This is a genomic window from Pigmentiphaga kullae (genome assembly GCF_004216695.1).
In the GTDB taxonomy this organism is placed as follows: domain Bacteria; phylum Pseudomonadota; class Gammaproteobacteria; order Burkholderiales; family Burkholderiaceae_B; genus Pigmentiphaga; species Pigmentiphaga kullae.
The window spans coordinates 1,541,570-1,560,420 of record NZ_SGXC01000002.1 but is presented as its reverse complement, the minus strand read 5'-3'; the positions used below and the strand labels follow the sequence as shown (position 1 = coordinate 1,560,420).

At 68.7% G+C, this 18,851-nt stretch carries 18 protein-coding genes; 10 read left to right on the top strand and 8 right to left on the bottom strand.

The window, feature by feature from the left end; all coding sequences use genetic code 11:
- Positions 1 to 8 precede the first annotated feature (8 nt).
- The 5 genes from gcvA to EV675_RS29765 all read left to right on the top strand — a co-directional run bounded on the left by gcvA (position 9) and on the right by EV675_RS29765 (position 4,856).
- Positions 9 to 947, top strand: coding sequence for a transcriptional regulator GcvA (gene gcvA, locus EV675_RS21690; protein ID WP_130359678.1), 939 nt, complete (start codon positions 9 to 11; stop codon positions 945 to 947).
- Between the two features lie 88 nt (positions 948 to 1,035).
- The gene (locus EV675_RS21685) at positions 1,036 to 1,827 is read left to right on the top strand and encodes a class II aldolase/adducin family protein (protein WP_242621533.1); all 792 of its coding nucleotides are present in this window, start codon (positions 1,036 to 1,038) and stop codon (positions 1,825 to 1,827) included.
- Positions 1,828 to 1,868: 41 nt separating this feature from the next.
- Positions 1,869 to 2,858: a Bug family tripartite tricarboxylate transporter substrate binding protein gene (locus tag EV675_RS21680; protein ID WP_130359676.1), complete on the top strand. Its 990-nt coding sequence runs from the start codon at positions 1,869 to 1,871 to the stop codon at positions 2,856 to 2,858.
- 72 nt (positions 2,859 to 2,930) lie between these two features.
- Entirely contained in the window at positions 2,931 to 4,214 is a 1,284-nt protein-coding gene (locus EV675_RS21675; protein ID WP_130359674.1) for an MFS transporter, read from the top strand.
- Positions 4,215 to 4,346: 132 nt separating this feature from the next.
- Complete coding sequence (locus tag EV675_RS29765; RefSeq protein WP_165404699.1) at positions 4,347 to 4,856, top strand: hypothetical protein; 510 nt, start codon at positions 4,347 to 4,349, stop codon at positions 4,854 to 4,856.
- A 60-nt stretch (positions 4,857 to 4,916) separates the two neighbouring features.
- Here EV675_RS29765 and EV675_RS21665 read toward each other — a convergent pair whose 3' ends face one another.
- The 6 genes from EV675_RS21665 to EV675_RS21640 are packed head-to-tail and all read right to left on the bottom strand — an operon-like array spanning position 4,917 to position 10,950.
- Complete coding sequence (locus tag EV675_RS21665; protein WP_130359670.1) at positions 4,917 to 6,368, bottom strand: aldehyde dehydrogenase; 1,452 nt, start codon at positions 6,366 to 6,368, stop codon at positions 4,917 to 4,919.
- Positions 6,369 to 6,414: 46 nt separating this feature from the next.
- Complete coding sequence (locus EV675_RS21660; protein WP_130359668.1) at positions 6,415 to 7,131, bottom strand: ABC transporter ATP-binding protein; 717 nt, start codon at positions 7,129 to 7,131, stop codon at positions 6,415 to 6,417.
- Entirely contained in the window at positions 7,124 to 7,849 is a 726-nt protein-coding gene (locus tag EV675_RS21655; RefSeq protein WP_130359666.1) for an ABC transporter ATP-binding protein, read from the bottom strand. The genes EV675_RS21660 and EV675_RS21655 overlap by 8 nt, the downstream gene beginning before the upstream one ends.
- Entirely contained in the window at positions 7,846 to 8,793 is a 948-nt protein-coding gene (locus tag EV675_RS21650; protein WP_130359664.1) for a branched-chain amino acid ABC transporter permease, read from the bottom strand. The genes EV675_RS21655 and EV675_RS21650 overlap by 4 nt, the downstream gene beginning before the upstream one ends.
- Positions 8,790 to 9,662: a branched-chain amino acid ABC transporter permease gene (locus EV675_RS21645; protein WP_130359662.1), complete on the bottom strand. Its 873-nt coding sequence runs from the start codon at positions 9,660 to 9,662 to the stop codon at positions 8,790 to 8,792. Before EV675_RS21645 ends, EV675_RS21650 begins: the two co-directional genes overlap by 4 nt.
- A 55-nt stretch (positions 9,663 to 9,717) precedes the next feature.
- A complete protein-coding gene (locus tag EV675_RS21640) occupies positions 9,718 to 10,950 on the bottom strand; it encodes an amino acid ABC transporter substrate-binding protein (protein ID WP_130359660.1) in 1,233 nt (410 codons plus the stop codon).
- 151 nt (positions 10,951 to 11,101) lie between these two features.
- On the opposite strand from EV675_RS21640, the gene EV675_RS21635 reads away from it, so the two are divergent.
- Both EV675_RS21635 and EV675_RS21630 read left to right on the top strand, forming a co-directional pair.
- A complete protein-coding gene (locus tag EV675_RS21635) occupies positions 11,102 to 12,028 on the top strand; it encodes an AraC family transcriptional regulator (RefSeq protein ID WP_130359658.1) in 927 nt (308 codons plus the stop codon).
- Between the two features lie 91 nt (positions 12,029 to 12,119).
- Positions 12,120 to 12,473 carry a hypothetical protein gene (locus EV675_RS21630; RefSeq protein ID WP_130359656.1) on the top strand — a complete coding sequence of 118 codons (354 nt, stop codon included), beginning with the start codon at positions 12,120 to 12,122 and terminating at the stop codon, positions 12,471 to 12,473.
- On the opposite strand, the gene EV675_RS21625 is transcribed toward EV675_RS21630, so the two are convergent.
- Entirely contained in the window at positions 12,461 to 13,438 is a 978-nt protein-coding gene (locus tag EV675_RS21625; protein WP_130359654.1) for a threo-3-hydroxy-L-aspartate ammonia-lyase, read from the bottom strand. The two genes, EV675_RS21630 and EV675_RS21625, sit on opposite strands and share 13 nt — an antisense overlap.
- Positions 13,439 to 13,837: 399 nt before the next feature.
- On the opposite strand from EV675_RS21625, the gene EV675_RS21620 reads away from it, so the two are divergent.
- The 3 genes from EV675_RS21620 to EV675_RS21610 all read left to right on the top strand — a co-directional run bounded on the left by EV675_RS21620 (position 13,838) and on the right by EV675_RS21610 (position 17,867).
- Positions 13,838 to 14,560 (top strand): TerC family protein, encoded by a 723-nt coding sequence (locus EV675_RS21620; RefSeq protein ID WP_130359652.1) that lies wholly within the window; start codon positions 13,838 to 13,840, stop codon positions 14,558 to 14,560.
- Between the two features lie 172 nt (positions 14,561 to 14,732).
- Positions 14,733 to 16,451 (top strand): sulfatase-like hydrolase/transferase, encoded by a 1,719-nt coding sequence (locus EV675_RS21615; protein ID WP_130359650.1) that lies wholly within the window; start codon positions 14,733 to 14,735, stop codon positions 16,449 to 16,451.
- 24 nt (positions 16,452 to 16,475) lie between these two features.
- Positions 16,476 to 17,867: an MFS transporter gene (locus EV675_RS21610; RefSeq protein ID WP_130359648.1), complete on the top strand. Its 1,392-nt coding sequence runs from the start codon at positions 16,476 to 16,478 to the stop codon at positions 17,865 to 17,867.
- A 34-nt stretch (positions 17,868 to 17,901) separates the two neighbouring features.
- On the opposite strand, the gene EV675_RS21605 is transcribed toward EV675_RS21610, so the two are convergent.
- Complete coding sequence (locus EV675_RS21605; protein ID WP_124688805.1) at positions 17,902 to 18,810, bottom strand: recombination-associated protein RdgC; 909 nt, start codon at positions 18,808 to 18,810, stop codon at positions 17,902 to 17,904.
- Positions 18,811 to 18,851 lie beyond the last annotated feature (41 nt).

Below are 18,851 nucleotides of genomic sequence, written 5' to 3'. Positions count from 1 at the left end.
GTGATGCCGTGAAGCTGCCCCTGCCTCCGATGAAGTCGCTGCGAGCCTTCGAGGCTGCGGCGCGGTTGATGAGCTTCACGGCGGCGGCCGACGAACTCTGCGTCACGCAGGTGGCGGTCAGCCGCCAGGTCCGCGGCCTGGAGGATTTCCTGGGCGTCGAACTGTTCGACCGGCGCGGGCAGTCGATCGCGCTGACCAAGGCGGGCAGCCGCTACTATCCCGCGGTGCGCCGGGCGTTGAACGACCTGGCGTTCGCGACCTCCCAGCTCAGCCGGCGCGGACAGCCCCAGGTGCTGTCCATCCTGGCCTACAACACCTTCGCGCAGTGCTGGCTGATTCCCATGCTGCCGGCCTTCCACGAACAGCATCCCACGGTGGAGATCCGGCTGTCGGCGTCCTCGGCCCTGGTCGATTTCAACCACCAGGATTTCGACGCAGCCATCCGTTTCGGGGTGCCCGACATCCCGGGAATCGAAGTCGACATGCTGGCGCCGATCGAACTCGTGCCGGTCATGAGCCCGGAACTGTTGGGCAAGGCCGGCGGTTCGCCGGGCATATCGGCCATGCTCGAGCTGCCGCTGCTGCATTCGCTGGCCCGTCCGGGGGACTGGGAGGGCTGGTTCCGTCACGCGGGGCTGGCCAGCGACCATGCCGGCCGGGGCCACAAGTTCGAGAGTTCGCTGATGGCCTACGAGGCGGCGATACGCGGCCTGGGCGTGGCGCTGGGCGTCCGCATCCTGGTCGAGGGCTACCTGGCCTCGGGGCAGCTCGTCGCGCCGTTCGACGCCTCTTATCGGCCCGCGGGCGGCTATTTTCTCGTGCATCCCAAGGACCGCGCCCCCACCGCCGCATTCCGGGCCTTCCGCAGGTGGCTGCTGACCGAGCTGGGCTCGCGCGCCGACGACGTGATGGATGAGGCGCCCGTGCCGCCCAACCCTACAAAATAGTTGGCCTGATCCGCCCGAAAAGTCATTTCCCCGCCGCCTCGCGAGTGCGCAGAATGCAAGGCACGACTTTGCGCAGGAGGAATCGACGATGGCTGAATTGGCGGACCTGGGTATCGCATCCATGCGGTCCCGATGTTCCGAGGCCGAATGGGAGGCCCGGGTCGATCTGGCGGCGTGCTACCGCCTGATCGAGTTCTACGGCATGGCCGACATGGCCGCCAACCACATCTCGGCCCGGGTGCCCGGCGAGGAAAACGCGTTCCTGATCAACGCCTACGGGTTGTTGTACGAGGAAATCACCGCGTCCAGCCTGATCAAGATCAACGCCGACGGCGAGATCCTGAGCGCGCCCGATTTCGGCCCGGACCTGAAGTACGGCGTGAACCGCGCGGGCTTCGTCATCCACAGCGCGATCCACCAGGCCCGGCACGAACTGTCGTGCGTCATCCACACGCACACCTGGCCCGGCATGGCCGTGTCGGCGCTCGAATGCGGCCTGCTGCCGCTGGCGCAGACCTCCATGCGCTTCGTCAACATCAGCTACCACGACTATCAGGGCGTGGTGCTGGACGAGGCCGAGCAGGCCTCGCTGGTGGCCGACCTGGGCGGAAACAACGCCATGATCCTGAGGAACCATGGATTGCTGACCGTCGGGCGCACGATACCCGAGGCGTTCAACGCCATGCACCGCCTGGAGCTGTCCTGCAAGCTGCAACTGGCGGCCATGGCCTGCAACAGTCCGCTGAACCCCGTTCCCCGGGATGTCCTGGACAAGACCTACATGAACTACCAGCCGCAGACCCGGCGGCCGTACGGCGTCATGGAATGGCCCGCGCTGCTGCGCAAGCTGGACCGGATCGATCCGAGCTACCGGCTGTAGCCCGCATCGAGGCCAGACAGAATCAAGACAACGGAGACAACATGACTTTCCTGGCATCCCCCTGGCGCGTGCGCCTTGGCGCCGCGTGCGTGGCGGTCGCGGGTCCGCTGCTGGCCGGACCGGCCCTGGCGGCTTCCTTTCCCGAGCGGCCGCTCAAGCTCGTCGTTCCCTTTCCGCCTGGCGGGGGGACGGACCTGGTCGGGCGCATCGTCGCCGAGAAGATGGGCGAGTATTTCGGCAAGCCGGTCATCGTCGAGAACCGGCCGGGCGGCGGCACGGTGATCGGCACCGACTACGTCGCCAAGAGTCCGCCCGACGGCTATGCCATCGTGATGGGTACGTTCGCCTACGCGGTCAATCCCAGCCTGCAGGAGAAGCTGCCGTATTCCAACGAGACCTCGCTGGTTTCCGCGGGCATGGTAGCCAAGGCGCCGAACGTGCTGGTGGTGAATCCCGAGCGCCCCTACAGGACGGTCGCGGAGCTGATCGCCTACGCGAAGGCCAACCCCGGGAAGATCAACTACGGGTCCAACGGCAACGGGACCTCCGCGCACCTGGCGGGCGCGCTGTTCGCGACGCTTTCCGGAACGGAGCTGACGCACGTGCCCTACAAGGGAGCGGCGCCCGCGTTGAACGATCTGATCGGCGGGCAGATCGACGTCATCTTCTCGACCATTCCCGGTGCCCTGAGCTACATCAAGGCGGGCAAGCTGCGGGCGCTGGCCGTGACCTCGGCCGACCGGTCGGCGGTGCTGCCGGACCTGCCCACCGTGGCCCAGGCCGGGGTGGCGGGGTACGATGCCCAGGCCTGGTACGGCTTTCTCGTGCCGGCCGGTACGCCGGCGCCTGTCATCGACAGCCTGAACCGGGCGATCAACCATGCGGCCGAGACGCCGACGTTTCAGCGCCTGGTGAAAGAGGAGGGCCTGATCAAGGTGACGGGCGATCCCGCGTCGATGGACCGCTACGTGCGCGCCGAGGAGAAGCGCTGGCGCAAGATCATCCGGGACGCCGGCCTGCAACCGAACTGAGCAAAGCACGATATCCTCCGCTCTTTGGCGCCCCGGCTGATCCGGGGCGCGCATCAGCCAGGAGATCGCTTCGTGCAAGCAAGGCATTCCCCGCCGACCCGGATCGCACTGCCGGTCGGCTTCATCGTCGTGCTGGGCATGCTGGCCGGCCTGCCGCCCCTGTCCATCGACATCAGCCTGCCGGGGCTGCCGGCCATCGGCACTGAACTCGGCGCCACCGACTCGCAGATGCAGGCCACGCTGGGCGCCTTCATGCTGACCTTCGGATTCGGCCAACTGGCCTGGGGACCCTTGTCCGATCGCCACGGGCGCCTGCGTGTCATCCTGCTCGGCCTGGCCGTGTACGTGGTGGCGGCCATCGCCTGCACGCTGGCCGCGGACGGCGCGGCGCTGATCGGCTGGCGGGCGGTCCAGGGCTTCGGCGCGTCGGCCGCGTCGGTGGCCGGCATCGCGCTGGTCCGCGACGTCTTTCCCCAGCCGCAGCAGCGGGCCACCATCCAGTCCTTCATCGTCGCGGTGCTGAGCCTGGCGCCCATCGTCGCGCCGCTGATCGGGGCGTTCGTCATTCATGCGGTCGGTTGGCGCGGACTGTTCGCGGTGCTGGCCGGGGCGGGGCTGCTGCTGGCCGTCATCGTCGGGGTCCGCCTGCGGGCGGGCCGCTTGCGCGCGCTCCGGGGCGTGCAGCCCGCCGGGCCCGAGTCGGCAGGTTCCGGGGCCGGACAGCCGCCGCGCGAAGGAGGCGGGCGCCCGGCGGGCTATCGCGGCTTTCTTGCGCTGCCGCACGCGCGCGCCTTGTCGTGCGCGCTGGGCGTGGTGTTCTGCGGCATGTTCGTCTTCATCAGCGGTTCGCCTTTCGTGCTGATCGACGGCATGGGCGTGTCCAGTTCGGTCTACGCCATCGCATTCGCGCTGGCCTCGGCCGCGGTGCTGGCGGGATCGCTGACGACCGCGCGTCTGTCGCAGCGGGGCGTACCGCCCCAGCGCGTCCTGTACGCGGGCGTGCGCGGGGCGGCCTGCGCCGGACTGGCCGCGCTGGCGGTCGGACTCGCGCTGCGCGGCGCGCACGGGCAATGGTGGGAGATCGCCGTCTTCGTCGTGGCGATGGCCGCCAGCCTTTTCTTCGGCGGCTTCATCATGCCGACCATCTTCGCGCTGGGCTTGCAGGATGCCGGAGCGATGGCGGGCGTGGGTGCCGCGGTGCTGGGGGCATCGCAGATGCTGGGAGGCGCGCTGGGCAGCACGGCGGTGGGCGTGCTGCCGGTCGCGCCCGTCGTCGCGGTGGGAGCGCTGGCCGCGCTGTGCGGCGTGGCGATATGGATCATCGCGCGTGCGACCTTCGGCCGGACGTCGTCGTGACGATCATGCACGATGCGATGACGTGACATGGCGCGTGGTGCCGGCGCAAAAATTTTTGTCGTTGGCATCTAAAAGGGTTGACATTGTTTTGAGCACCATTAACACTTCGGGCCTCGACTTTTAGAGATTGATATGGTTAAGAAATCGCAACCCGTTAAGGCAGCTGCCAAGCCGGCAGCCAAGAAGCCGGCCGCGAAGGTCGCCAAGAAAGCCGCTCCGGCCAAGTCGGCCGGCGTGCTGGCGAAGCTCGAAGCCGCCGCCGTGCGTCTGGGCGATGCCGCCAAGAAGGCGCTCGAGCGTTCGGAGAAGGCCCGCAAGGACGCCGCTCAGCGCGTGAGCCTTTACGAGAAGGCCGTCAAGGCCGCCGTGAAGGAAGCCAAGGCTGTCGTGGCCGCAGGCGACAAGAAGCCTGCTGCCAAGAAAGCCAAGGCCGCCGCTCCGGCCAAGAAGGCGGCTGCCAAGCCCGCCGCCAAGGCCGCCAAGCCCGCGGTGAAGCCCGCCGCCAAGCCCGCCGCCAAGCCGGCTGCCAAGCCTGCCGCGAAGAAGCCCGCCGCCAAGCGCGTGGCGAAGAAGGCTGTTGCTCCGGTTGCCGCTCCGGCCGCCGCCGAGCAGTCGGCCGCTTCGGCTCCCGCCGCCGCCTGACAGGCTGCCGGATGAAAAATGCCGCCCCTCGGGGCGGCATTTTTTTTGCCTGAGACTACGTCAGAACGGATAGTGCCGGGGCGTGGTCTGGACGGTGATCCATCGCAATTCGGTGAATTCGTGGATGCCCGCCTTGCCGCCGAAGCGGCCGTAGCCGCTGGCCTTGACGCCGCCGAACGGCATCTGCGCCTCGTCGTGCACGGTGGGGCCGTTGATGTGGCAGATGCCGCTCTCGATGCGCTTGGCCACTTCCATCGCCCGCGCGATGTCGCGGCTGAACACGGCCGACGATAGTCCGTACTCGCTGTCGTTGGCCACGCGTATCGCTTCCTCGGTGCCGCTGACACGGACGATGCACACCACCGGGCCGAAGGATTCCTCGCTGTAGATTTCCATCGCCGGGGTCACCTTGTCGAGCACGGTGGCCGCCATGACGTTGCCGTCGATGCCGCCGCCGGCGATGAGTCTGGCGCCCTTGGACACGGCATCGTCGATCAGCCGCCGGATGCGCTGGATGGCCTCCGGCGTCACGACCGCGCCCAGCACGACGTCCTCGCGGCGCGGGTCGCCCGCGGGCAGCGAGGCGGCCTTGGCGGCGAATCTGGCGGCGAAGGCGTCGGCGATGGCGTCGTCGACGACCAGGCGTTCGGTGGACATGCAGATCTGGCCCTGGTTCATGAAGGCGCCGAAGGCCGCCGCCGCGACCGCGGCATCGAGATCGGCGTCGTCCAGCACCAGCAGCGGCGCCTTGCCGCCCAGTTCCAGCAGGACCGGCTTCAGGTGGCGGGCGGCGCTCTGCGCGATGATGCGGCCGACACGGGTCGAGCCGGTGAAGTTGACCCGGCGGATCGCCGGATGGGCGATCAGCGCCTCGACCACCGCGGGGGCGTCGTCGGGCGCGTTGGCGACGACGTTGACGGTGCCGGCCGGCAGGCCTGCGTCGCACAGGGTCCGGGCGATCAGGTGGTGGGTGGCGGGGCAGAGCTCGGACACCTTGAATACGACCGTGTTGCCGCAGGCCAGCGGCATGGCGATCGAGCGCGTGCCCAGGATGATGGGCGCGTTCCAGGGCGCGATGCCCAGCACCACGCCCACCGGCTGGCGCACGGCCATGGCCAGGCTGCCCGGCACGTCGGAGGGGATCACCTCGCCGGCGATCTGCGTCGTCATGGCGGCGGCCTCGCGCAGGATGCCGGCGGCCAGGTGCGCATTGAATCCGGCCCAGCCGCGCGTGGCGCCGGTTTCGGCGATCATGCGGGCGATGAATTCCGGCGTGCGCTCGTCCAGCAGATCGGCAGCGCGGTTCAGCAGGCGCCGCCGCTCGTTCGGGCCCAGCGCAGCCCAGGCGGGAAAGGCGGCCGCGGCGGCATCGGCGGCGGCGCGGGCATCGGCCACGGTGGCCGCCGCGGCGCGCGTGCTGTCGGCGCCGGTGACCGGGTCGCGCCGCAGGAACGTGGCGCCGCCGGTGGCGTCGCGGTCTTCGTTGTCGATCAGGAGCTTGATGTCGAACATGGGTATGACTCCAGTAATGGCGGCCCTGCGGCCGCCTTGATTCGTATCAGGCGGTTGCCATGCCGAGGTAGGCTTTCTGCACGGCCGGATCGTTCATCAGCGCGCCGGCTTCGCCTTCGCCGGCGATGGCGCCGTTCTCGATCAGGTAGCCGCGCTGGGCGATCGCCAGGCTCAGGCGGGCATTCTGCTCGACCAGCAGGATGCCGACCCCGTCCTGCCGGATGGCGGCCAGGGATTTGAACAGCTCGGCGCTCATCAAGGGGGACAGGCCCAGCGACGGTTCGTCCAGCAGCAGGATCTCCGGCCGCGACATCAGCGCCCGGCCGATGGCGACCATCTGCTGCTCGCCGCCGCTCATGGTGCGCGCGGTCTGGCCCAGGCGTTCCCCCAGCCGGGGGAACAGGGTCAGCACGCGTTCCAGCGTCGCGGCCTCGCTTTCCCGGGCGCGGCGCGCATAGGCGCCCAGCCGCAGGTTCTCGCGCACGGTCAGTTCGCCGAAGATGCCCCGTCCCTCGGGGACCAGGGCGATACCCAGCTCGACGATGCGATGGGCGGGCGTGGCGGCGATGTCCTGTCCCGACAGGCGCACGACGGCCTGGCCGTCGTGCGGGACGAGGCCGGCCACGGCCTTGAGCAGCGTGCTCTTGCCGGCGCCGTTGGCGCCCAGCATGACGACGATCTCGCCCGGCTTGACCGACAGCGCCACCTGGCGCAGCGCCGTGTGCTTGCCGTAGGCGACCGACAGGTTGGCGACTTCAAGCACTGGCGTCTCCCAGGTAGGCGCGGATCACTTCCGGATCCGACAGGACGGCGGCGGGCGTGCCTTCGGCGATCTTGGCGCCGGCGTTCATCACGACGCAGCGATCGCACAGCGAGTGCACGGCGTCCATGACGTGCTCGACCAGGATGATGCTCACGCCTTCGTCCTTGAGCGAGCGGACGAGGGCGATGCCTTCGAGCAGCTCGGACGGATTCAGCCCGGCCAGCCATTCGTCCAGCAGCAGCAGGCGGGGCGACAGGGCCAGGGCGCGCGCCAGTTCCAGCCGCTTCTGATCGATGTAGGTCAGTTCGCCGGCCAGCGTGCGGGCATGGCGCGCCAGGCCGACGCGCGCCAGCAGTTCGCCGGCCCTGGCGGTGGCCTGCGCGCCCCACGTCGGCTCGCGCGAGAAGGCCAGGCCCGCCACCACGTTCTCGGTCGCGTCCATGTCGGCCAGCACCCGTACCAGCTGGAAGGTCCGCGCGACGCCCGCGTGCGCCACCTTGTGGGGCGCCTGGCCGGCGATGGGCCGGCCCGCGAGTTCGATGTCGCCGGCATCCGGGGCCAGCGCGCCCGAGATCAGGTTCATGACCGTGGTCTTGCCCGAGCCGTTGGGCCCCAGCAGGCCGACGATCTCGCCTGCCTCGACCGAGAAGCTCAGGTCGTTGACCGCCGTCAGGCCGCCGAAGGTTTTCCGCAGCTGGGAAATGCGCAGGCTGTTCATGATGCCTCCCTGGCGGCGGGGGCCGTCGGCCGGTCGGCCTTGCGCAGCCGCCGGGCGAGGCCGACGACGCCGTTGGGCAGCAGGTAGACGATGATCATGAAGACGGCGCCGAGCAGGATGCTGTAGTGATTGGGGAAGTTCGCGCCCAGGTATTCGAACAGCAGCGCGAGGGGGATGACGCCCAGCAGCGGACCGTACAGCCGCTGCACGCCGCCCAGCAGCGCCATGATCAGCACCTGGAACGACATCACGGGATTGAACGCGATGGCCGGATCGATGTAGGTCCAGCGCGGCGCCATGATCGCGCCCGACAGCGTCATGAACACGGCGCTGAGGGCGAACAGCAGCACCTTGGCGCGGGTGGTGTCGATGCCGCAGTGGCGGGCCACCGTTTCGTCCGCGCCGATGATGCGCAGCGCGAAGCCCAGGCGCGAGCGGCCCAGCAGCAGCGTGGCCAGGAACAGGACCGCGCCCAGGGCCAGCAATTGCCAGTAGATCTGTTCCTGGCTGATGTCCAGGAATACATAGCGGCCGATGGAATTCGACACGTTCACCTCGTACCAGGTGACCAGCTGGCGGATCAGTTCGGTCAGCCCGAAGGTGAAGATGACGAAATAGACGCCGGCCAGCCTGAGCGTGGACAGGCCGACGACGATGGCGACCACCAGGCCGACCAGGGCGGCGGCCGCCAGCACGGCCGGCCAGGGCAGGGCCTCGCCCAGGACCGCCACGGTGTAGGCGCCGATGCCGAAGAAGGCGACCGTGGCCAGCGACACGTAGCGGGTGGGGCCCGAGAACATCGCCCAGGCGGTGGCCAGCACCGCGTAGTTCAGGATGTTGATGGCCAGCGACAGGCCATAGCCGTCGGCCACCAGGGGCACGCCTGCCAGCACGGCCAGCACGGCGGCGCCGGCGATCAGCGGAATGCGCAGCGGGGCGTTCATCGCGCGGCCCTCCCGAACAGGCCGGTGGGACGCACCAGCAGCACCAGCAGGAACACGCCGTAGGTCACGGCGATCGTCAGCCCGGGGTCGACGTAGGTGGCGATGAAGGATTCCGCCAGGCCCAGCAGCAGGCCCGCGACCAGCGCGCCCAGGACGTTGCCCACGCCGCCCATGATGATCACGATCAGGGCCTTCATGGTGAAGATCACGCCCATGTTGGCGTTGAAGGTCAGGAACATGCTGACCAGCACGCCGCCGCCGGCCGCCAGCGCGCCGCCGGCGGCGAAGGCCAGGGCCGAGGCCCAGCGCACGTCGATGGCGACCAGGCGCGCGGCCACCGGGTCCACCGCCACCGCCCGGATGGCGGTGCCCAGGCGGGTACGGGTCAGCGCCAGATAGAAGCCGATGCCGAGCACGGCGGCGAAGCCCAGGGCCAGCAGCCGGTTCAGGGCCAGCACCGAATCCAGGATGCGCACGGGTTCGTTCAAATAGGAATAGCTGTAGTAGTTGCCGCCGAAGCTGACCTGCATCACGCCCTGCACGATGAACAGCAGACCGAAGGTGGCCAGGATGCTGTCCACCTCCAGCGCGGCGCGCGTGCGGGTTCGCTTGACCAGCGGCGTCAGCAGGAAGCGGTAGACCAGCCAGTTCAGGGCGAAGGCGACGGGGACGATCAGCAGCAGGCCCCACAGCGGGGTGACCTGGAGGCCGGTCATCAGCAGGTAGGCGCAGAAGGCCGCGGCGACGAGAAACTCGCCATAGGCCAGATTCATGATGCGCGAGACGCCATACTGCAGGGTGAGTCCCATGGCGACGAGCGCGTACATGCCTCCCAGCGTGATGCCGGAGAAGAGTGCATCGATGAACATACGGGATTCCTGTCGCGCGCCGCCCGGCATGCGGCCGGGCGGCGCGGGTTGAGGGTCAGCGCGCGGCGGCGCCGGCCTGCCAGGCGGACTTGGGGAAGACCAGCTTGGCGGCGCCGGCGTGGCTGGCCGGCTCGATGCCGACGAACTCGCCGTTCTGCCATTGGCCCAGCGTCAGCATGTTGGGCACCATGTGGTTCTTCAGGTTGATGCGGCCCAGGATGGTGTCGAACTCCTCGCTGGCGATCTTGGCCGACACGGCCTTGCGGTCCAGGGTTCCGGCCTTCTCGATGGCCTGCTGCAGCACCTGCAGTCCGGCGTAGGTGACCAGACTGGCCCAGCGGTCCGGCTCGGCGCCGGTCACTTCCTTGTGGCGCTGGATGTAGGCCTTGACGGCGGGGCTGTTGGCGTCGATGCCGCCCAGGCTGGCCACGCCCTCGACGTTCGCCCCGAAGCGGTTTTTGTACAGCGGGAAGGCGGTGCCCACGCCGGTGTAGAACACCTTGGGATTGAAGCCCAGCACCCGCGCCTGGTCCGTGATGGCCATGGTGTCGGGCGGATAGCTGAACGCGATGAAGACGTCGGGGTTCAGCTTCTTGGCCTCGTTCACGATGGGCGCCAGGTCCTGCGTGCCCACCGGATAGGTCTTGGCGTAGGCCAGCTTGAAGCCCGTCTTCTGGAACGCCGCGCGCGCCGCGGTGGCCAGTTCGATGCCGAAGCCGTCCGCGATGGAGACCATCGCGATGGAGTCGCCGATCTTGCCCGCCTTGCGCAGGCTGGCCAGCTGGTCGACCAGGGCCTCGGCGTATTGCGAGCCGGTGCCCAGCAGCCAGTAGCTGTTGGGCCAGCGCTTGGCGAATTCGGGCGCGCGTTCCGTGACCGCCGAGCCCGCCAGCAGCGGATAGCCGTAGCGGTGGAAGGTGGGCGCGACGGCCAGGTTCATCGCGGTGGACCACGGTGGCAGCAGGAAGTCGACCTTGTCCTGGGTGATCAGGCGCTCGACCGCGCGCACGGCGTCTTCCGAACTGGAGCGGTCGTCGTATTCGACGACCTTGATGGGCAGGCGCTTGGCGCCGACCTTCAGGCCGCCGGCCTGGTTGACCTCATGGACCCAGAGCTTGTAGTTGGGAATGGTCGTGATGCCCGCGCCGCCCGCGTTCACGCCGGTCTTGGAGATGGCGTAGCCGATGGTGACGGCGTCCTGGGCCTGGGCCGGCAGGGCGAGCGAGAACGCCGACAAGGCGGTGGCCGCACCCAGCAGGCGCAGTGATTTCAGGGACGAGGTGAGCATGGTGTGTCTCCCGGTAATTTTGTAACAATCGCGGAGTTTTGTTGTAGCGACGTACAAATTCTGGCTAGACGGCTCGGCCATGTAAAGTTGCAGGCATTGATGAAATCGGACGATTACTTGTACTTTTCTACCTGCCTTCCCGAGGACCCGCATGGTGGCTTATCCGCATTCCCTACCCGACTCGCACCCGGACATCGGCGAGACGCCGCTGGCCACCCTGATGGAAAGCGAGTCCATGGTGCCCGCGCTGGCCGCGCGCGAATGGGTGATCGATGCCGCCCGCCGGCAGGGACGCAGCCACGCCCTGCTGCTGACGGCGGGGAAGGGCGTGGCCACGCTGCGCCACGGGCAACTGGCGCTGCGCGCGCCGTGCCTGGCCTGGCTGCCGCCGGGCATGGCGCAGTCCATACGCCTGGAGGCCGGCGGCGCCGGCTACATGCTGTCGGCCGCCGAGGAACTGGTGTCGCGCGCCTCGGCCGCCAGCCAGCATGCGGCGGCCTTGCGCAATGTGGCCGACCGCCTGCTGCACATCGGGCCGGACGAGATGGCGGCAGGGCGGGACATGCTGCGTCCGGTGTTCGAAGCCGTCAGCCATGAGCTGCGCCAGGCGGCCAAGGGCGCAGCGGGCATCGCTGTCGCCTATCTCTCCATCGTCCTGACGCATCTCTGGCGCATGAGCGACATCGATCCCGAGGCGCCCACCGGGGATCGGCCCGGCTCGGTCGTGTTCCAGCGTTTCCTGCGAGTCGTGGAGATGCACTTTCGCGAGCATTGGCCCATCTCCCGCTACGCCCGTACCCTGGGCGTGACCGAACGCCGGCTGCACGCCGCGTCCATGCGCAGCGCCGGCTGCGGCCCGCTGGCCGTGGTGCACGAGCGCCTGTTGCAGGAAGCCCGGGTACGCCTGCAGCAGTCGCCGCTGCCCGTGGCCCAGGTCGCCTACGGCCTGGGGTTCCGCGACACTGCGCACTTCAACCGCTTCTTCAGGCGCCACATGGGGGTTCCCCCCGGCAGCTATCGCCGCCGGGTGCTGGAGGAAGCCGGTCGCGAGGACCTGACTTACTCGGCCTGGCCGTAGAGGTCTCTCCTACAGGCAAAGCCGGATCCACCGCATCCTGGGGGAAGATCGAAAGCTATACTTTTGCCGTTTAGCCTTGGGTGTGAATGTCGTGAAGGTTTTCGTCGGTCGGGATTTGTCGTGGGGGGCGCTGGCCGGGGCGCTGGGGCTGATGTTCCTGGTGTCCAGCGCGCTGCGCGGGCCCTTGCCCGAAGGCCCGTTCAGCGAACGGGTGCCGGTATTGGCGCAGTACGCCGGTTCTTTCCTGGCGGCGGCGCTGATGGGGGGCTTCATCGTGCTGGTCATGTGGGGCTTCCGGCGCTTGCGCTCGCAGCCCTACGAGACGCCCCGGCGCGACCTCGCGCTGGCTATCCTGCTGATGGCCATCGTGACGTTCCGCCCCGCGCATGCCGAGGCGGCCGCGCCGGTTGCCCCGGTCGTCGGCGTGGCGCACTACGCGCCGTAGGCGGTGCGCCCCTTGGCCAGGTAGGGCGCCAGCGCGAACAGGTCGACGTTGCCGCCCGAGACGATGATGCCCACGCGCTTGCCGCGCGCATTCACCTTGCCGGACAGTAGCGCGGCCGCGCCCAGGGCGCCGGTGGGTTCGAGCACGAACTTCATCCGCTCCATCAGGAAGAACATCGCGCGCAGCAGTTCGTCGTCGGTCACCGTCAGCATGTCGTGGACGTGGGCCTGTATGAGCGGGAAGGTGTACCGGCCCGCCGACTGCGTGCGCGCGCCGTCGGCGATGGTGTCGGGGTTGTCCACCGATTGCAGCGTGCCGCTGCGGAACGACCGGGTGACGTCGTCGCCGGCGGCCGGCTCCACGCCTATGACCCGGATGCCCGGGGCGCAGGCGTTGGCCGCGATGGCGGATCCCGACAGCAGTCCGCCGCCGCCGCATGGCACCAGCAGGTAGTCCAGGGGACCGGTCTCGCGCAGCAGCTCCAACGCGGCGGTGCCTTGGCCGGCGATGACGTCCGGATGGTCGAAGGGCGGGATGGTGGTCAGCCCGTCGCGGCCTGCGAGTTCGGCCGCGATGTCCTCGCGCCGCTGCGTGGCGCGGTCGTACGGCACCACGCGGGCGCCATAGCCGCGCGTGGCCTCGAGCTTGACCTGGGGGGCGTCGGTCGGCATGACGATGGTGGCCGGTATGCCCAGCAGCCGGCCCGCCAGCGCGACGGCCTGGGCATGGTTGCCCGACGAATAGGCCACCACGCCGCGCCGGCGGGCATCGTCGGGCAAGCGGGCCAGCGCATGGTAGGCGCCGCGGAACTTGAAGGCGCCCATGCGTTGGAAATTCTCGCACTTGAAGAAGACCGAGGCCCCGGTGCGGGTGTCGACCGTATGCGAGGTCAGCACGGGCGTGCGGTGGGCGTGGCCGGCAAGCAGCGCGGCGGCCGCTTCGATGGCGGGGAAGGCGACGGACATGGGGTTTTTCCACCTGGGTGCCGGCCGGAGGCGGCCGAGAGGCCAAGCATATACGAAGCGGATGGGCCGGGGCGCGGCCGATCGGGAATCCCCATGCGGCCCCTTTTTCGCCGGTTTCTTGGGGTATCCCCCGATGTTGACGCGAAGCCGGGGGCCAGGCGAAAATGCCGGCTGACATGTCTATGGCATGTCCCTCCAAAGGGGAGTAGTTCGAGAGTCCAACAGGCTCTTTCGTACGATCGTCAATACGTGGAAGCTCGCTTCCTCCGGTCGTGCGGATCACCGCCCGGTGATTGAACAAGACCTTTGCAGCCTGGCCTCAGGTCCTGCATGGGTACTCCCGTCCCCAGTCATTCCTGTTGCCAGCAGAGGCCGTCAACTTCTCTGGAGAACCAACTCGTGGAATGGCTTTCGGCTTTCGCCGCAGAAACTTTCACCACCCAATTCCTGTTCGCGCTGGCGTCCATCGTCGTCATCGACATCGTGCTGGCGGGCGACAACGCCATCGTCATCGCGCTGGCCGCGCGCAACCTGCCCCCCGCCTTGCAGAAGAAGGCCATCATCTGGGGCACGGTCGGCGCCATCGTGGTCCGTACGCTGATGACGCTGGCCGTGGTCTGGCTGCTCAAGATCCCCGGCCTCATGCTGGTCGGCGGCCTGGCGCTGCTGTGGATCGCGTACCGCCTGCTGACCGCCGAAGAGGACGAACACGGCCATGGCTCGGTCAACACCAGCTTCGCCGCCGCCATCAAGACCATCGTGATCGCCGATGCGGTCATGGGCGTGGACAACGTGCTGGCGGTGGCCGGCGCGGCGCACGGCAGTTTCCTGCTGGTGGTGCTGGGCCTGCTGATCAGCGTGCCCATCATGGTCTGGGGCAGCCGCCTCATCCTGCGTCTGATGGAGCGTTATCCGGCCATCATCTACATCGGCGCCGGCGTGCTGGTCGTGACCGCGGCCAAGATGGTGATGGGCGAGCCCCTGGTCAAGCCCTGGTTCCAGGCCCACGCCTGGGTGCAGTGGCTGGTCTATCCGCTGGCGCTGGTCGCTATCCTGGGCGGTGCCCGCATGGTGGTCAACAACCGCGGGAAGGGCAGCCAGCCCGAATCCAACGCGGCGTAAGGCTACGCTCCCGCCGGCGCGAGGGGAATTCCCCCTCTCGCGGCAGGGGCGAACTGAGTTAAGCTTGCGGCTTTCCCGGGGTGGACACACCGCCCACAGCAGAACGGCGCCCGGTTCCGGCTGGACGCCGTTCTTTACGTAGGAAGGCCGCGGGCCGCCTGATCGAGTGCGCATGACGACGAATTACTCCCTGACCCTGACGCCCCGGCCCGGGATGTGGAACTGGCGGCACCTCGCCCTGCGGGGAGCGCTGGTCCTGCTGACCACGTCGCTGCTGATGCTGGACGACTGGATCCAGCAATGGTTCACGGTCGCCAACCAGGCCGATTTCGAGCTGAACTATTTCGCGGCGCTGCTGGCCTTCAACCTGGGGCTGTGGCTGTCGGGCAGCCGGGTGTTCGTGACGTGCATTCTGTTGCTGCTGGGCGGCATGGAGCTGGTGCAGCTCAGCCACATTTCCTACGCCGGCCGGCCGCTCGATCCCGTCGTGCTGGCCAGCCTGTTCTCCGAGTTCGGAGACGTCCGGGAAGTGGCGCTGGCCGATTTCGGCGACCATGTCCACGTGCTGTTCGCGGTGCTGATTCCGTATCTGGCCGCGTGGTGGCTGTTCATGACTTACATGCGGTCCGACGTCCGGCGCTGGCAGCGCGCGCTGGGAGTCATGCTGGTGGCCGCGGGCCTGCTGTCCAAGCCTTATCGCGCCACCTACCGCGATCTCAATTCCTTCCTGCCGGGCCCCACCCGCAGCGGCCTGCACAATTCGCTCAACACCTTCAGCTTTTTCCTGGTGCACAACGTCCTGCGCGGATCGCTGCACGCGGCGCCGGCTCCGGTGGCGGCCGCGACCCGGCCCGAGGTCGTGCCATTCCCCTCGCAGGCGCAGCACGTCTGGTTGTTCGTGGCCGATTCGCTGCGCAGCGAACACCTGGGCATCATGGGCTACGAGCGGGACACGACGCCCAACCTGGCGCGGCGCATGGAGCAGGGGCTGGTGGCGCGCCATGGCGTGGCGGCGGCCGTTTCCACCGCGGCCAGCATGCCGCTGATCATGAATGCCGTGCGCGAACCCGGCCAGCTGGACCAGATCCGGAGTCTGTCCACGAATCTGTTCAAGTTCGCCAAGGAGGCGGGCTTCACGACCTACTGGATTTCGTCCCAGGAGTCCAAGCTGCTCAACGACGTGGGCAGCCGCTACGTCGACGTGTCCATCACCCGCGAGGACGAGCCCGCCCGCTTCCGCGCGCAGGGCGACGAGGCGATCCTGTCGCTGCTGCAGGAGCAGAAGTGGCCGCAGAAGACCTTCGTCGTGGTCCTGCTGCGTTCGACCCACGCCCCCTACGAGGCCAACTATGCTCATGCACGCGACCGCTACGCGCGCTGGCCGGACAGCCATGACCAGCCGCGCGCGGTGCGCCAGCGCAACGCCTACGATAATTCCGTGCTGTATCTGGACGCGCTGCTGGACCGCATGCTGGGCGAATTCGACAGGCTTGCGGGCCAGCGCCACGTGGTGATCACCGGCGATCACGGGCAGTTGCTGGGCGCCCGGGGCATGTGGGGACACAACGTGCTCGAACCCGAGGTAGCCGACGTGCCGGTGCTGTCGTGGAGCCGCGAGGCGCCCCAGGCCGCATCCGAACCCATGCGGCGGGCGGGCTGGATCAGCCACTTCGAAATGTCGCGTTGGCTGGCGAACCAGCTAGGGCACGATGTGCGCTCGCCGTCGGCCATCGACGGCGTGTACTACGTGCAGGGCAAGAACCTGTACGGGGCCAACACCTTCCGCGAGGTGCACGAAGGCGCCTCGCTGGAATTCTCCGATGTCCTGCCGGTGGGCCACAGCCTGCCGGTCCGCCCTTACAATCCGGTCCGCTCGCTCGTCGCACGTTGAGTGCGCGCGCTTACGGACCCACGCATGCCTTCCTCGCAGGAAAAGTCTTCTCCCTTTGAACTGATGACCGGCCGCAACGCGCTGCGTTCGCTGGCCCTGGCCGGCGGCGTGGCGCTCCACGCCATCAATGTCTACGTCGTCACCACCATCATGCCCACCATCGTGCACAGCATCGGTGGGCTGGCCTACTACGCCTGGAGCACGACGCTGTTCGTGGTGGCGTCCATTCTCGGTTCGGCCTTGTCCTACCGGCTGATCGATCGGATGGGACCGCGCCGTGCCTACCTGGGCGCGCTGGCGCTGTTCTGCCTGGGTTCGCTGATCTGCGCCACCGCGCCGGCCATGTGGTGGCTGCTTGCCGGGCGCACCGTCCAGGGACTTGCCGGCGGCGTGCTGCTGGCCTTGTCCTATGCGCTGATACGGATGGTGTACGAATCGCGCCTGTGGCCGCGTGCGCTGGCCTTCGTCTCGGCGATGTGGGGCGTGGCGACGCTGTCGGGACCGGCCCTGGGCGGGCTGTTCGCCTCGCTGGGATGGTGGCGGCCGGCCTTTCTGTCGCTGCTGCCGGTGGCCGCCGCGCTGGCGGCCATCGTCTACAAGCTGGTGCCGGCCACCGCGCCCGCCTCGTCGTCGGCCGCGGGCGTGCCCTGGGGCAAGCTGGCGCTGCTGGCGTGCTCGGTGCTGGTGGTCTCGGTGGGCAGCCTGTCGCACGAACTGGCCTGGAACGCCGCCGGTGTGGCGGTGGGGCTGGCGCTGGTGGCGTGGATGGGGCGCCTGGACGTGAAGGCGTCGTCGCGGCTCATGCCCACGGGCGCCTACTCGACCCGGACGGTACTGGGCGCCTGCTACCTGACGATGGCCATGCTCATCATCGGCCTGACCTGCGAGATCTTCGTTCCGTATTTCCTGCAGACCCTGCATGGCCAGACGCCGCTGGTGGCGGGCTACCTGACGGCGGTCATGGCGGGCGGCTGGACGCTGGCTTCGCTGATGTTCTCGGGGTACACCGGCGGGGCCGTCGTGCGCCTGGTGCGCTGCGGGCCGGTGGTGACCACGGCGGGCCTGGCGGCGCTGGCCGTACTGGTACCGCCGGGCGAGTCGGGCCAGGTGGCATTCGCCGCGCTGTGCCTGGCGCTGGCCGGCGTCGGCTTTGGCATAGGCATGTGCTGGTCGCACCTGGTCACGCGCGTGTTCCGCTCGGCCCCGGCGGGCCAGGAGAACCTGGCCTCGGGCGCGGTGACCACCCTGCAACTCTATGCGATCGCGCTGGGATCGGCGGTGGCGGGCATGGTGGCCAACGCCGCCGGCCTGGCCGACCCTGGCGGCATCGAAGGCGCCCGTACCGCGGCCGCCTGGCTGTTCGGCCTGTTCGCGCTGGCGCCGGCCCTGGCGGCCTGGAGCGCCTGGCGCTCATAGAGCGGCGCCTGCCGGCGCGCCGCTCAGGCGGCCGTCAGCGCATCGTGGGGGCTTCGCCTCCCAGCGCGTCGACCACGTCGGCGATCAGCTTGGCCAGTTCGCCGGACATCAGCGTGAAATCGGCGTCGAAGCGTTCGGCGTCGTTCTGCGCCAGGGCGTCGGCGTTTTCCTTGAGCACGTCCAGCGGCGCGATGCGCTTGATGGCCAGCGATTCGCTCAGCACGAACGAGATGCGGTCGGCCCAGGTCATCGCGAGGCGGGTGCACTGCTTGCCGGCCTCGATGTGGCGGCGCACGTCCTCGGCTTCGATGGATTGCCGCACGTAGCGCACCGTGGCCCGGCCCTCGCCGGTGGAGCGCAGTTCGGTGTCCTGGTCGATCGTGAAGTTGGCGGGCGCTTCGCCGCCGGCCAGCCATTCGGTCATGGCGGCCGCGGGCGAGGTCTGCACGTGCAGGTTGGCCAGCGGGAACTTGTCGATGGCCCGGTTCAGAAGCTGCAGCAGTTCGTCGCAGCGCGCTGCCGAGGAGGCGTCGATGCACAGCCAGCCGTTGCGCGTGTCTATCCATGCGCGGGTGTCGCGCAGGATGCTGAAGGCGCGCGGCAGCAGCGTTTCCTTGACGTTCTCCTTGATCTCCTTCATCTGCTTGCGGCCGGGCTTGAAGCCTTGCTGCTCTTCGATTTCCTGGGCCTTGGCCTTGGCCACCTGGTTGATGACGGTGGTCGGGAGCAGTTTCTTCTCGGTGCGCAGCGTGATCAGCAACTGGCCGTTCACGCCGTGGGCCAGCAGGCTGCCGTTCTCCAGCGGGGGCGCCCATCCCTGCGTCTGCAGTTCCAGGCTGGAGCCGGGGCCGAAGACCTGGGGCCTGAGCAGTTCATCGAGCCCTTCGGCCGTCATGGGCCAGGGGGCGGGAAGGCGATAGATCTGTAGATTCTTGAACCACATGGCGGGCCGCGCAAAAGGGTCGATTCTATACGACGCGGCCG

Bases quoted from the DNA above. Each gene is read 5' to 3' on its own strand.
- EV675_RS21685 (WP_242621533.1), top strand. From the start codon at position 1,036: ATGGCTGAATTGGCGGACCTGGGTATCGCATCCATGCGGTCCCGATGT.
- EV675_RS21645 (WP_130359662.1), bottom strand. From the start codon at position 9,662: ATGTTCATCGATGCACTCTTCTCCGGCATCACGCTGGGAGGCATGTAC.
- EV675_RS21640 (WP_130359660.1), bottom strand. From the start codon at position 10,950: ATGCTCACCTCGTCCCTGAAATCACTGCGCCTGCTGGGTGCGGCCACC.
- EV675_RS21680 (WP_130359676.1), top strand. From the start codon at position 1,869: ATGACTTTCCTGGCATCCCCCTGGCGCGTGCGCCTTGGCGCCGCGTGC.
- EV675_RS21665 (WP_130359670.1), bottom strand. From the start codon at position 6,368: ATGTTCGACATCAAGCTCCTGATCGACAACGAAGACCGCGACGCCACC.
- EV675_RS29765 (WP_165404699.1), top strand. From the start codon at position 4,347: ATGGTTAAGAAATCGCAACCCGTTAAGGCAGCTGCCAAGCCGGCAGCC.
- EV675_RS21650 (WP_130359664.1), bottom strand. From the start codon at position 8,793: ATGAACGCCCCGCTGCGCATTCCGCTGATCGCCGGCGCCGCCGTGCTG.
- EV675_RS21625 (WP_130359654.1), bottom strand. From the start codon at position 13,438: ATGTCCGTCGCCTTCCCCGCCATCGAAGCGGCCGCCGCGCTGCTTGCC.
- EV675_RS21605 (WP_124688805.1), bottom strand. From the start codon at position 18,810: ATGTGGTTCAAGAATCTACAGATCTATCGCCTTCCCGCCCCCTGGCCC.
- EV675_RS21655 (WP_130359666.1), bottom strand. From the start codon at position 7,849: ATGAACAGCCTGCGCATTTCCCAGCTGCGGAAAACCTTCGGCGGCCTG.
- EV675_RS21610 (WP_130359648.1), top strand. From the start codon at position 16,476: ATGCCTTCCTCGCAGGAAAAGTCTTCTCCCTTTGAACTGATGACCGGC.
- EV675_RS21615 (WP_130359650.1), top strand. From the start codon at position 14,733: ATGACGACGAATTACTCCCTGACCCTGACGCCCCGGCCCGGGATGTGG.
- EV675_RS21635 (WP_130359658.1), top strand. From the start codon at position 11,102: ATGGTGGCTTATCCGCATTCCCTACCCGACTCGCACCCGGACATCGGC.